10 protein-coding genes are annotated in these 14,212 nt (G+C 38.4%); 8 read left to right on the top strand and 2 right to left on the bottom strand.

Features of this window, described 5'->3' with window-relative positions; genetic code table 11:
* Positions 1–10: 10 nt before the first annotated feature.
* Positions 11–937, top strand: a complete 927-nt coding sequence (locus CI597_RS01960) for a glycosyltransferase family 2 protein (protein ID WP_095142868.1) — start codon at positions 11–13, stop codon at positions 935–937.
* A 17-nt stretch (positions 938–954) separates the two neighbouring features.
* Here the strand turns inward: CI597_RS01960 and CI597_RS01955 are convergent, their stop codons facing one another.
* Positions 955–1,704 carry a PIG-L family deacetylase gene (locus CI597_RS01955; RefSeq protein ID WP_024726568.1) on the bottom strand — a complete coding sequence of 250 codons (750 nt, stop codon included), beginning with the start codon at positions 1,702–1,704 and terminating at the stop codon, positions 955–957.
* Positions 1,705–1,708: 4 nt separating this feature from the next.
* On the bottom strand, positions 1,709–2,134 hold the full coding sequence (locus tag CI597_RS01950) for a GtrA family protein (RefSeq protein WP_024726569.1): 426 nt from the start codon (positions 2,132–2,134) through the stop codon (positions 1,709–1,711).
* A gap of 196 nt (positions 2,135–2,330) precedes the next feature.
* Here CI597_RS01950 and CI597_RS01945 point away from each other — a divergent pair, with 196 nt between their 5' ends.
* The 7 genes from CI597_RS01945 (at position 2,331) to CI597_RS01915 (ending at position 14,205) form a co-directional block, all read left to right on the top strand.
* On the top strand, positions 2,331–4,976 hold the full coding sequence (locus tag CI597_RS01945) for a YfhO family protein (protein ID WP_024726570.1): 2,646 nt from the start codon (positions 2,331–2,333) through the stop codon (positions 4,974–4,976).
* A 16-nt stretch (positions 4,977–4,992) separates the two neighbouring features.
* Positions 4,993–7,659, top strand: coding sequence for a YfhO family protein (locus CI597_RS01940; RefSeq protein ID WP_024726571.1), 2,667 nt, complete (start codon positions 4,993–4,995; stop codon positions 7,657–7,659).
* Positions 7,656–9,635 carry a S8 family serine peptidase gene (locus tag CI597_RS01935; protein WP_024726572.1) on the top strand — a complete coding sequence of 660 codons (1,980 nt, stop codon included), beginning with the start codon at positions 7,656–7,658 and terminating at the stop codon, positions 9,633–9,635. Before CI597_RS01940 ends, CI597_RS01935 begins: the two co-directional genes overlap by 4 nt.
* Positions 9,636–9,910: 275 nt before the next feature.
* Positions 9,911–11,218 carry an O-antigen ligase family protein gene (locus CI597_RS01930; protein ID WP_095142867.1) on the top strand — a complete coding sequence of 436 codons (1,308 nt, stop codon included), beginning with the start codon at positions 9,911–9,913 and terminating at the stop codon, positions 11,216–11,218.
* A gap of 47 nt (positions 11,219–11,265) precedes the next feature.
* Positions 11,266–12,414: a DegT/DnrJ/EryC1/StrS family aminotransferase gene (locus CI597_RS01925; RefSeq protein WP_024726574.1), complete on the top strand. Its 1,149-nt coding sequence runs from the start codon at positions 11,266–11,268 to the stop codon at positions 12,412–12,414.
* Positions 12,411–13,034 carry a sugar transferase gene (locus tag CI597_RS01920; RefSeq protein WP_024726575.1) on the top strand — a complete coding sequence of 208 codons (624 nt, stop codon included), beginning with the start codon at positions 12,411–12,413 and terminating at the stop codon, positions 13,032–13,034. The genes CI597_RS01925 and CI597_RS01920 overlap by 4 nt, the downstream gene beginning before the upstream one ends.
* Complete coding sequence (locus tag CI597_RS01915; protein ID WP_024726576.1) at positions 13,027–14,205, top strand: hypothetical protein; 1,179 nt, start codon at positions 13,027–13,029, stop codon at positions 14,203–14,205. Before CI597_RS01920 ends, CI597_RS01915 begins: the two co-directional genes overlap by 8 nt.
* Positions 14,206–14,212: the final 7 nt, after the last annotated feature.

The following is a 14,212-nucleotide window of genomic DNA, read 5'->3' as shown; positions in this document are numbered from 1 at the left end:
GAGCCTATTTATGAAGACAATGTCAATCGTTCTTCCGGCTTACAATGAAGAACAAATGATAGAAAAGACGGCCAGGATCATACCAGAGCTTATGGAAGAAGAAAACATAAGTTATGAACTGGTGTTTGTCAATGACGGGTCTAAGGACCTGACATGGGAAAAGATTGTTAAAGTATCTGAGGAGAATCCAAATATAAAAGGGGTCTGCTTTTCCAGGAATTTTGGAAAAGAAGGAGCTGTGTTTGCAGGGATCGCCAATGCTTCTGGAGATTGTGTGGCAGTCATGGACTGCGATCTCCAGCATCCTCCTGAGACTCTGGTGACTATGTACAGGCTCTGGGAGCAGGGTTATCAGGTGATCGAGGGAGTAAAGGCATCCAGAGGAAAAGAAGGGATGATCCACAAGTTTTTTGCCAAGACATTTTATAAGATTATCAGCAATGCCACAGGTGTGGATATGTCAAGAGCATCGGACTTTAAACTTCTGGACCGGACTGCTGTGGACGAATTTCTTAAGCTGCCGGAACGGAATGTATTTTTCCGTGCACTGTCCTCCTGGGTGGGCTTTAAGACTACTTATGTAGAATTCCACGTACAAGAGAGGGAAGCCGGAGAATCAAAATGGTCTATGAAGTCACTTTTCAGATATGCGATCAATAATATTACGTCTTTCAGTGCAGTACCTATGCAGGTTGTTACATTCTGTGGCGTCATCTTCTTTTTATTTGCAGTTGTTTTGGCGGTACAGTCACTCTACCTATATTTCAGCGGAAAGGCAGTGGCAGGCTTCACCACAGTGATCCTGCTCTTGTTGATCATTGGCAGTATCTTGATGTTCAGTTTAGGAGTGATCGGATATTATTTGTCTAAAATATATGAGGAAGTTAAAATGAGGCCGAGATACATTATTTCGGAGATCACAAAACAGAAGAAATAAAAAACAGCGGAAAGAAATCAAGGCTGATTTCCTTCCGCTGTTTTGCTTTTTGTTCCTTCGTTCCAGTCTGAAGCCTTTACCCAATTTTCAAAGTAGTGCATCTGTCTGTGTTTCCAGATTGTACGGCGTTCCCGGTTGTAGAATGGGAACATCTTTTTTTTGATCTTCATATATTTCGGGTCTTCCGGGGGACCGATGGGCCTCTCTGGAGGCAGCTGGCGGTAATACTTACCGAAATAGTATAAGTGATCAAAATCATGTTCTTTCTTCGCGGCGGATGTGACAATGTTTGAAGTGCCAATATGATGAGGGTGGCCATATTCACCTTCCGGATTATGGGTGGCGATGACCTTCCATTTTTTGTATCTTAAAAGGGTGCGGATGTTCTTTTCGATCCTGTTTTTGTATGGTTCCCAGGAAACCCGTTTTCTGTTTACATAGTCCGGATAATCCAGCATGATGCTGGGAGAACCGGCTACATTCATAGCGTATTTAAATTCTTTGTATCTGGTGAGATGATATGTATTGGCGTTGGTGAGACATACAACAAGGTACCGGTCCTTTGCCAGATGCGCTCCTCCCCATAGAGACTCATCGTCAGGATGTGCCACGATCATAATGTTGTCGATACCTCTAAGATCTAAGGTGTCAAGGTACTGGGGTGTGGCATCTTCCTTGACGGGAAATGAAGAGCCGATGACTCCCAGACACAGGGCAAAGACCAGAGTCAGTGCAAGCATTATCTTTTGTGCTTTATCTAATTTCATAATGTTAATCTCTTTCTGGCTGTGTATGTTTAAAAACTAAAAATTTACTGATAAAGTAGTTTACGATCACTACGATCACCTGTGTTTCCAGTTTGGCCAGCCATTTGGCCTGTCCAATAAACTGTACAAGGACATAGACGCCGCCGACTTCAATGAACATAGTAGATAAACGGCCCAGCACAAACCTGTAAAATTCTAAAAATACTTCTTTCCAGGAACTGCAGCTGGAAGAGAAGACAAAAAGCTTATTGACCACATAGGCAAAGAGTATTGCCGCAATGACAGAAATAATATTGCTGACGGTATAATTGATATGGAACGTATAAACAAGCACATTAAATATCACCAGGTTTACAAGGGTAGTGCAACCGCCGAAAAAAAGATAGCGGAGCCCTTGATTATACCAAAGTTTTTTAATTAAAATCATCATGATAGTATCCTTTTCTTATATATTATATGTTTAAAATTTATTATAGTATAAAACCTCTGATAAAAGTTTGCAAGAATGTGAAGATTTTCTTACAATCCAGAGAAGTGACTAGAAAGAGCTTAAATTATTGCCGACTTATGGTATAATAAACGAATACTTTAGTTTTATGGAATTTTTTGGATAGGTGGTATGAATCATGAGAGAGAATAAAAAATTAAAAAGTGGATTGATCTATACGGCATTGTTTGCGGTCATATCCTGCATTGTGTTCTACCCTATGTATCAGAGCGGGAAGTCTCTGATATGGGTTTCAATGGCAGGTGACGGATTAAGCCAGCATTTAAATTCACTGGCTTACTGGGGCGAGTATCTGCGGAGCTTTTTTTCGAATCTTTTTGCAGGACATCCCTCGCTCCCTATGTGGGATATGAGTCTTGGATATGGCGCAGATATATTATCTACATTAAACTATTATGCTATAGGGGACCCGCTGAATCTTGTATATGCACTTGTTTCTAAAGAGAATACAGAGTATTTGTATAATTTTATGATCATTTTCAGAATGTACCTGGCAGGTCTTTCCTTTATGTCCTATTGTTTATATATGAAGAAGGGGCACAGGGCAACTGTATTTGGTTCTCTGATCTATGTGTTTACAGGATTTACACTGTGGGCAGGCATAAGGCATCCATTTTTCCTGAACCCGCTGATCTATTTACCGCTTCTTTTGATTGGCGCTGAAAAGATATTTCAAAAAGAGAAACCGTATGTGTTTATATTCTCTGTATGTATTTCGGCTATGAGCAACTATTATTTTCTTTATATGCTCACTGTATTTACATTTTTATATGCATTGATCCGCTTTTTTTCCTATGTCCGGGAAAATTATGTTATGACTTTTATACGGACAGTGGGAAGATTCTCCGGCTATTATTTTTTGGGACTGGGACTCTCCGCAGTTATTTTGTTGCCGGCAGTCATAGGATTTCTTGGAAACGGACGGAGCAGCGAGAATATATCGGTGGGATTATTCTACCCACTGCGGTATTACAGCCGTGTAATGCTGAATTTCGTTGGTTTTGGAAATTCAGGAAATTCGGTTTCTTTAAGTTTTGTTCCTGTGGCAGGATTAGCCGTTCTTCTCCTGTTTGCGGCAAAGAATGAAGACAGAAAATATACACCATTCAAAGCTGCATTTGGACTGGCACTGATCTTTCTCTGTGTCAAAGTGTTTGGTTATGGTTTGAATGGGTTTGCATATGTGACAAACCGCTGGACATTTGTCATAGGATTTATTGTCGCATTGATTTTTGTAGAAATGTATCCGAAGCTGTTTTCAATGACGAACAGAGAAAAATGGCTGGTTGCCGCTGTGATTGGCCTGTTGGCTGTTTATAGTGTGTTTGCTCAAAAATTTGTTGGAGGCGGGTTCTATACATATGGTTCTAACAGTGCTATCATAGCATTGGCAGGCAGTTTTTTATGTATCTGCCTGATCCAGAAGACAGGAGCGGCATATCAAAGCGTGATCAGTTCTGTGATGATAGCTTTGTTGATCATCGGCAGCTTGGGAATACATTCTTATTATCGGTTCGGGCCTAAGAAAGGAAAGTACACCAAAGACTTCTTAGACAGCGGAACGGGATATGAATCGCTGGTGGATGACTCAGCGAAGGGTTTAAAAAGTACAGGAGATTCTGGCGTTTTCCGTGTGAACACCAATCAGAGCCTGAATCACAACTACGGACAGGCTGCTGATTTAAATACAGTAAATAACTACTACAGCGTTACAAACGGAAATGTAGGGAAGACAGTAGAAAGCTTTCAGACATTAAATCTGACGTATTTATTTAAGTTCAAGGGACTGGACCACAGGACTGGACTGTATGGTCTGAATGGAGTCAAATATATTTCTGTAAAGTATAGCAAAAATGCGTCAAAAGCATGGAAGAAGAAAGGCTTTGATCCAATTTCTATAAAAAACGGCAGGCTGCTCTTAAAAAACAGGTATGCTCTTCCATTCGGATATTCCTATGACTCTTATATTACAGCGGAAGAATACAAGAAGCTGAACGGGATTGAGAGAGAGCAGGCAATGCTTCAGAGCGCTGTGCTGGACGAAAAAGAGCAGGGCATCCGCAGAGGAGATCCACAGTTTTCAATCACAGAGCGAAATGTCCCATTAAAGAAAAAATCGATAAAGATAAAAAAAAGGCGTCAGATGTACCAGCTACCAATTCAAATGGTACCGGGAAAGGATAATTATCTCTATATAAAGGGATTGGAATATGAGAACAACAGAAAAGGAAAAAATACATATTTTATAACATTGTCAGGCCAGGGCTGGAGACAGAAACTCAGGATCCAGCAGAAAGGAAGCAGTTATTCTTTTGGAAGAAAAGACTATATACTGCATCTTGGAAGGCTGAAGGACAAGACTCTCAGTATTATTTTTAATAAACGCGGGAAATATAAAGTAGATAACTTGAAGATTTTGGCTGTCAGCCAGGACAAAACTCTGCATCAGCTGATTCGTCTGAAAGACAATAGTGTCATGAAGGAGATTTCATATAAGGATAATGACTTCTCAGGAAAAATTTCTGTGAAGGAAAACAGGATACTTTGCATCCCCATCCCCTATTCCAGCGGATGGAAAGCCCAGGATAACGGAAGGGATATGAAGATCAAAAAAGTAAATGGCATGTATATGGGCTGGCTTTTGACACCGGGAGAACATAAGATTCAGATGACTTACCGGACGCCGGGACTTGTACCCGGTGCGGCTGTCAGTATACTTACCCTTGGCCTGCTTTTGGTTTTGAGGAAACGAAGAAGATTCTAAAAGGAGCGACAAAGATATGACATCACAAAGGAGTACAAAGAAATATTATTTGCTATATTTCATATTATTTATTGTAATGTGTTTTGCGGCTTTTTATCCGTTTATCGCAGAAGGAAAATCGTTTATCTGGGCCGCAGGCGTGGAAGACGGATTGACCCAGCATTTTGAGTCGCTGGCTTACTGGGGTCATTATCTGCGGGAAGCAGTGAAAAGCATTTTTTTAGGGCATCCGTCACTTCCTATGTGGAATATGAATCTTGGCTACGGAGGAGATATTTTATCCACGTTAAATTATTATGCCATCGGTGATCCGCTGAATCTTCTGTATATCTTCGTGCCGATGAAACATACGGAAGTTATGTATAATTTTATGATCCTTCTGCGGATGTTTTTAGCGGGAACAGCCTTTATGTTATATTGCAGAAAGATGAACAAAAATAATTTCGCTTCTGTGCTGGGGGCTCTTGTGTATGTGTTCTGCGGTTTTATTTTCCGTTCAGGACTCAGGCATCCATTTTTTATTAATCCGATGATTTATTTTCCACTGCTGTGCCTGGGCGTTGAAAAGATCTATAAAAAAGAACGTCCTTACCTGTTTATCGCAGTCACTGCGGTGGCATCGATGAGTAACTTTTATTTCTTATACATGTTGACGATTTTTACAGTCATCTATGCACTGATCCGGTTTTATCAATACTATGCCGAGGACAGGCTTAAAAACTTTCTCGTGCTGCTCAGAGGATTCGCAGGATATTATATTCTGGGAGTGGCTCTTTCAGCAGTGATTCTTCTGCCTGCGGTCTATGGCTTTTTAGGAAACGGCCGCGGAGGCGGGCAGGTCCACAATCTGATCGCTTATCCGTTCAAGTATTATATTTTATTCCTGGAGAATTTTGTGGGATACGGAAACAGCGGACAGTCGACCAATGTAGGTTTCATCCCCATTGCAGGCATCGTTGTTCTGTTTTTGATGTATTCCCGCCGGATGAAACATAAAAAATACAAACTGGCCTTTTTGGGCTGTATCATATTCCTGGCACTTCCAGTGTTCGGATTTATCTTTAACGGTTTTTCCTACGTCACAAACCGTTGGAGTTTTGTCTTTACGTTCATCATTGCACTGCTTGTGGCAGAGATGTATCCGAGACTTTTTCATATGTCCAAGCGCCAGATCATGGGGATCCTGATCGGCATCTCTATTTATAATCTGATCATCAGAGTGGCTGAGCTGAGCAAGCCGGATGTGTTTAAAAATGATGGAGCCTATATAGCCGGTATTTTTCTCTTTTTGTTTTACCTGGTGTTACTGTTTTTTCAGTGGAAAAACATGGACAGTAAGAATATAGCTACCAAAATTGTTATCTCAGTGCTGATTGTGATCAGCATCGGGGTCCATGGATTTTACCGTTTCGGTGACGGCGGAAGAAATTATATCAGTGAGTTTTTAAACCATGGAGAAGCCTTGAGACTGCTTTCTTCTGATGAAAATAAACAGCTGAAAAAGCAGGCTGCAGGTCAGATGGTCAGAGTCCACAATGAAACTCAGAGGTTCCACAATTATGGTGTTCTGGACGAATTGAATACAGTCAGCGCTTACTACAGCATTATCCCGAAGGAGACAATGGAGACAGTGCGCAGCTATGAAACGTTGGGCATGCAGTATGCTGACAAGTATCATGGTGTGGATCTGAGACAGGGGCTGTTAAGCCTTGCCTCGGTCAAATATATTATGGTGCCTGAAAATGAAAACCTGAAGGGCTGCCGTCTGCTCCATGAGACAGATGGGGTCAGGCTCTATGAAAACCCATATGCCCTTCCGTTTGGGTATACGTATGATTCATGGATGAGCCAAAAGGAGTACGACTCCATGAACGGGGCAGAACGTGAGCAGGCGATGATCAAGTCGGCGGTTCTGAATGAGGGTGTAGAAGGCCTTAAGAAGCAGGAACGTTCTTCTGTACATGTTGGAGAGAAACGACTTTCCGGCAGACAAAGCCTGTCGGTCAATAAGGGAGGAAAGACCAAAAAGTATCGTGTCAAACTGAATTCCCAAAAGGAGAATTACATCTATATTAAGAATCTCCGGTACAGCCCTTTGACAAAAAACAAATCCAACATCTCAGATATTGCCTTAAAAGGGAAAAAAGGCAACAAAGGGATCGATGTCATGGACGGCTCAAAGGAACAGCATATTTATATTCAGGATAAGATGAGTTCCTACTATTTCGGACGCCATGATTATCTAATGAGAATTACCGGTGACGGGGACTTTGAAGTGAATTTTTTAAGCTCCGGAACATACAGTGTAGAGTCCATCTCTCTGATCTCTGTAAATCCTGAAAAGATGCAGAAAGAGCTGAAAAACAGAGAGCAGAATTCACTTCAGAATATTACCTATCAAGACAATGTATTTTCAGGGGAGATCAAGACCAGGAAAACAAAATTGTTGTGTATTCCGGTGGCATATTCTAAGGGATGGTCAGCGAAAGTAGACGGCAGGAAGACCAAAATATTAAAAACCAACGGTATGTATATGGGGTTAGTCCTTACGCCGGGTGAACACAAGATCACGTTAAATTACACAACTCCGTGGCTGATCCCGGGGGTTGCTGTCAGTACAGCTGCAGGGATCATCTTGATAATTTATATTGTAGTATCCAGAAAGAAGAGGAAAAGAGTATGAGAAGAGCCATAAGTACATTGACTGCAATCTGTCTTGCAGGGGGCCTTATTTTCATTCAGCCAGGGACAAAGCCAGTCCGGGCCGATAATTCTGAGAGTACCGCGGCATCAGTGACAGACCCAAATGAATATAAGACAAAAGAGGTCATTGTAAAATTCAAAGACGGTGTATCCGAGACAAAAAAGGAAAATATCATAGAGGAAACACCAGGAGAAGCCGAACAGGTAACGGGGACGGTAGCGGTGGTAAAGGCAGACACGAAAAAAGAGACGGCAGCCGCAGTGAAAGAACTGAACAAAAATGATGACGTAGAATATATACAGCCAAACTATGTCTATCGGCTGGTAGACGGGAACGGCAGAGTATCAGAGAGAGAGCGCGCCATGAAGACGGCTGGTGTTAACGATCCTTTCTTTTATGCACAGTGGGGGCTCTATAACTATGGAACAAACCTTACAGACTTTGTCCGCACTCAGGGTGGGGGACAGGGTGTTACGATTCCACAGAAAAAGGGATTGGATATTAATGTAAAGAATCTCTGGAAACAGCTGAACAAAAAAAATACGAGTAAGGTCATTGTGGCCAATATTGATACCGGAGTTGACTACACCAGTACTGACCTTAAGTCCGTTATGTGGAAGAATCCGAAAGAAAAGAAAAACGGGAAAGACAGTGATAAAAACGGCTACAAAGACGATATTTATGGCTGGAATTTTTATAATAACAATAACAAAGTCTATTCAAACAGGGCTTATAGCTACAATAATTATGAGGATGACCATGGGACCCACGGAGCGGGGACTATCGCCGCTGTGCGCAACAATGGCTATGGAATAGCGGGGATTGCATCGGGCACCAATGTAAAGCTTATGACCATCAAGGTTCTGGGCGGGAGAAAAGGAGAAGGAACAACCTTGAGTGTCATCAAGGGCATAAAATATGCCAAAAAGATGGGGGCCAAGATATGTAATTTTAGCTTTGGATCCTACCAGAACGATAAGATGCTCAGGGATGTGATAAAAGATAGTAAAGATATGCTGTTTATCTGCGCTGCGGGAAATGAGAGAAACAACAATGACAGGTATCCTGCTTATCCGGCCAGCTATAATTACAGCAACGTGATATCGGTTGCAAATCTTGATTACACAGGTTACTTAGAATCCTATTCAAACTATGGAAAGAAAAGTGTTCTGTTGGCAGCGCCGGGGACGGACATATTCAGCCTGGGTGTTAATGAACGGGGGATCGTTGAGACCGGAACCTCTATGGCAGCGCCTATGGTTACCGGTACGGCCGCTTTGATCTACGCAAAGTATCCGGGAATAACCCCTGCTATGGCGAAAAATGCGTTGAAGCGCGGAGCAACCAGAATCAGCAGCTTAAATGGAAAAGTGGCGTCCGGCGGATATTTGAATGCTGAAAAGACTGTGAATTCCAATTACTATCCACCATATATTACAGTTAAAACAACACAGAAGAAGAATTATTCTCTGGCAAAGGTCAGTGCCAAAAAGAGAGGCAGTACAACAGTTGCTGCAGTTAGATACATAACGGGAAAGAAGACTTCCGCTTACTTTTCCAACGGGAAAAAGGGATATAACGTAAAAAACGGGACACTCAAAGTAAAAAAGACCGGGTATTATACGGTTTTTGCCAGAGACAGCGCAGGGAACCAGACAGTGAAGACCGTAAAGATCACTGCCGGGAAGCCGCCGAAGCTTAATGTCAAAGTATATAAAAAGAGCCGTTCAAAAGCAAAAGTTAGGATAAAAGCCTCAGACGAGAGCAAAAAGACATTAAAATTCAGATATGCAAAAGGGAAAAAATCTGCGTCTTATTTTAAGCAAGGAAAAAAAGGAAGCAGGCTGAAGAATAAGAAAGGCAGTGCCAGCTTTCAGGCGAAGAGGGGCAGGTATTATACGGTTTATGTGGTAGACCGAAGCGGAAACGAGAAAGTTAAAAAAATTAAACTCTAATATCTTAGTTTAAGAGGAGATACATTATGAAAATAATGCGTTATTTAGAAAATTATCTGACTAAAGAAAAACATAAAAGGCGGAACTATTGGATTACTTACACGTTAATATTTTTTATAATGCTGTGTTTTGTTTTCGGTAGTTTTTATATAAAAAAATCAGTACAAAAATATAAAAAATAGAGAATTATTTGTAAATTTATTATTATATGATATAATAAAGGTTAATAACAGTAAAAAATTACAAGAAGATTAGGCATTTTGGAGAGATGAGAGATGAAGAAGGTAAATAGTCATATTACCAAATGGATTATAGGAATAATAATTTGTATATATTTTCTTCAAACTACAGTTTTTGCTAGAATGCTAGAATGGAATCTAAGATTAGAAATGTTATTTTATATAACATTTCTTCTTTGGATTCCTTTTTTGTGGAACTTGTTATATACTACAAAAGGTGAAGTGAAATATATATTAAAGAATAATTGGATGATTATTTTATATTTTACTGTTCGGTGTGGAAGTTTGTTTTTTGGAGATTTTTCTGTGGATCAAAATGCTCTAGAAACAATATATTATGAGATCTTTGGTCTCATAATTATAGGCTATTATAGTTTAAAGTATATAGATAATTTAAATAGTGTTTTTAAAGTGTATATTTTTTTGAATTTAATTATAAATATTTTAAATATATTTATTTTTTACGCTGTTCCCAAAGGAGTGTTTGCGCCGGAAGGGGGAGTGGTGCTTTGGCTTACAAAATATAGCAGCTATGCAAGCTTCCCTTACGCTTCACTATATACAAATTCAAATGGAGCTGGAATTTTAACAGGTATGGCCGTTGTCTTGGCAGCGGCAGTGTTTAAAAAGAGAAAAATATTTTTTTGGCTGTACTGTACTTTTTCCATATATTTTATGTATTTAGTTCATGCTAGAAGTGCACAAGTGGCTCTCATGGTATGTGGCATAGGATATGTATTAATGCAGCTATCAAAGAAAAAGTATATAATTAAAATTTTTGTGACATTAGTTTTTGTGGCATGTGTGTGCATGACAGCAGGACTATATGGTGTAGTTTACAAAAACAGTACTGATATTAGTAAAGTTGAAGTTATGAATCCAATAGAGCAAGAACTAAACCAAAGAAGTACCGGAAGATATTTGATCTGGAAGTATGATATTAACACAAATAAACTCACGGATTTTTGGGGATCAGGAAGCGTTATAAATAGCCAAAATAAAAGAAAAGATATTTTTATGAAAATTTACAAAGATCCTGTAAGGGCAGAGCAACAGAGAAGGCAAATGATGGCATTTGATTTCCATAATGGATACCTTGGCACAATATCTGTATGCGGAGTATTTGCTTTTATTTTATTTTTATTAATATTGATAAAAAAGGTGATTCAGATGGATCATGAAAAAACGGACTATTGGTTGATCTGCGCTTGTTTTATGTTTGTCGTAAATCTATTTGAATGTCAGTTTTTAATTGAAACTTATGTTTATTCAATTATATTAATGTTAGTTCTTAATCAGCAGAAAAATAATTATAATATAGGGAATCAAGTAAGCGATATTTAATTCTTTATTATATATAATAACTGTAATTTGTGATAAGGAGAATTTGAATGAATAAAAGGATTTTTTTGTCGTCACCACACATGAGCGATGAAGGATATGAAATGGAGTACATAAAAGAAGCGTTTGATACCAATTGGATTGCTCCTCTTGGGGAGAATGTAAATAAATTTGAGCAGGAAATTTGTGAAGTAACTGGAGCAAATGATGCAGTTGCTTTAAGTTCAGGAACGGCTGCCCTGCATTTAGGGTTAAAAGCCTTAGGTGTGGAACAAGGAGATCTTGTTTTCTGCCAGAGTTTGACTTTTTCTGCAAGCGCTAATCCAATTATTTATCAAAATGCGATTCCGGTGTTTATTGATAGTGAAAAAGAAAGTTGGAATATGAGTCCGGATGCTCTTGAGAGAGCATTTAAGCATTATGAGACAAAAGGATTAAAACCAAAGGCAGTTATTGTAGTTCATTTGTATGGAATTCCAGCTAAAATAGATGAAATTCGGGAGATCTGTAGGAAGTATGGTGCTCCAATTTTGGAAGATGCAGCAGAAAGTCTTGGGTCATTATATAAAGGGAAAATGACAGGGACATTTGGAGATTATGGAATTCTTTCTTTTAATGGGAATAAGATTATTACATCCTCTGGTGGAGGAATGCTTTTGTGTAATACGGAAAATGCAGAACACATGGCTATAAAAGCAAGATTTTGGGCAACACAGGCTAGAGAACTTGAGCGTTACTATCAACATAAAGAATTAGGATATAATTACCGGATGAGTAACATCGTAGCAGGAATCGGAAGAGGACAATTAAAGGTTCTCGGGCAAAGGGTAGAGAAGAAGAGGGAGATTTTTCATTATTATGAAGAATCGTTTAGAGGCATTTCAGATATATCAATGATGCCAATACATGGGGCATATCAAGAATGTAATTGTTGGCTATCTTCATTTATTATGTCAAAAACATGTCTGATTACCCCTTTGGATATTCAGCTTGCATTGGAAGACGAGAATATAGAGGCTAGGCCAATATGGAAACCAATGCATATGCAACCGTATTTTGAGAAATTTGATTACGTAAATAATGAGGCAACAGCACAATCAATATTTGAAAGGGGTATATGTTTGCCGTCCGATACAAAAATGACAATAGATGATTTAAATAAGGTATGTGAAATTGTTAAAGGATGTTTTGGAAAATGAAGAGTAGCCAAAAAGTATATGTAAAATATATAAAACGCTTTTTTGATTTTACAGTATCAATAATTGCTATTTGTGTTCTATTTCCTGTTTTTTTACTGGTTGCAGTGTTGGTAAGAGTGAAACTTGGAAAGCCCGTAATATTTACGCAAAGTAGGCCTGGATTGAATGAAAAAATATTTAAATTATACAAATTTAGAACAATGACCAATAAAAAAGACTCTAAAGGAGAATTGTTATCTGATGAAGCCAGATTGACAAAATTCGGTAAGAAGTTAAGAGCTACCAGTTTAGATGAATTACCAGAATTATTTAACATTCTAAAAGGTGAAATGAGTCTAGTAGGGCCACGGCCGTTATTAGTCGAATATATTACCTTATATAATGAGGAGCAAAAGAAACGTCATAATGTAAGACCAGGCTTAACGGGATGGGCGCAAGTGAATGGGAGAAACTGTTTGGGCTGGGATGAAAGATTTAAAAAGGACATCCAATATGTGCACAAAATTAGTTTTTTATTTGACTGTAAAATTCTTTTGTATACTGTAAAAGCAGTCTTAAAAAAAGAAGGAATAAGTTCAGACTCATCGGAAACAATGGAGGATTTTAAAGGTAATGGATAGGAGAATATTAGAGACACCATATTTTATGATTGATGAGAAGGAACTAGATCATAACATACGGGATATGCAAAAAGCATTATCACAGAAGTTTGATAACTGGAAAATTGGATATTCTTTTAAAACAAACTCTCTCCCTTATTTATGTGAATATATGAGAGATCATAATTGTTTTGCAGAAGTTGTTTCTTACGATGAATATAATTTAGCAGTTACATTAGGTTATCTTAGAAAAAATATTATATATAATGGGCCCATGAAAGACCAAAAAACATTTCTAGATGCCATAGAATCGGGAGCTATTGTTAACATAGAAACAACAAGGGAAATCCGGTGGTTGGATTGTCTAAATAAAAATAAGAAGTATAAAATTGGGATTAGAATTAATTTTGACATAGAGAAAATGTGTCCTTTAGAAAGCGCATGTGGAGATGAAGGAGGACGGTTTGGTTTTTGTTTACATAATAAGGAATTGGACAGAGCTATAGATCTTTTAAATTGCCAAAAGAATATAAAAATTACAGGAATACATTTACATACTAGTAGTAAGACTAGAAGTCTAAATATTTATAAAGCTATTGCAAAAACAGCTCGAAGTGTAATTGAAAGATATAATTTAGATTTGGAATATGTTGATATTGGTGGAGGTTTTTTTGGCGGACTGACGGATAAACCTTCGTATAGAGATTATATAGAACAAGTGGAGTGTGTTTTAGGTGATTTTATGAATTCTCATGGAATTACTCTTATAGTGGAACCAGGTGCGTCTATAATTGCATCGCCTGTCTCGTTTGTAACATCAGTGATCGATGTCAAAAAAACAAATAGAAATATTTTTATAACAACAGATGGAAGTAGAAATGATATAGATCCTCTTATGACAAAAACAAAGTATTTTTATGATATTGAGAGTAATAGTCATAATGAGGTGGTTGATAATCAGATCATTTCAGGTTTTACTTGCATGGAACATGATAGAATTTTTCATCTGAAAAATTATAAGTTGCTGCAAGAAGGAGATTTAATTAAATATTATAAAGTTGGTTCGTATACGATGTGTTTGAGCCCATTGTTTATTAAATATTTTCCTGCAGTATATTTAAAAAAAATTAATTGTGATATTGAATGTGTGAGAAAAAAGTGGAATGTTACTGAATATTTAGGTAGTAAATGAGGAAATA

This window comes from Anaerostipes hominis (ex Lee et al. 2021), assembly GCF_002270485.1.
Classification (GTDB): Bacteria; Bacillota; Clostridia; order Lachnospirales; family Lachnospiraceae; genus Anaerostipes; species Anaerostipes hominis.
The sequence above is the reverse complement of the archived record's forward strand: the minus strand, read 5'-3'. Positions and strand labels throughout refer to the sequence as shown.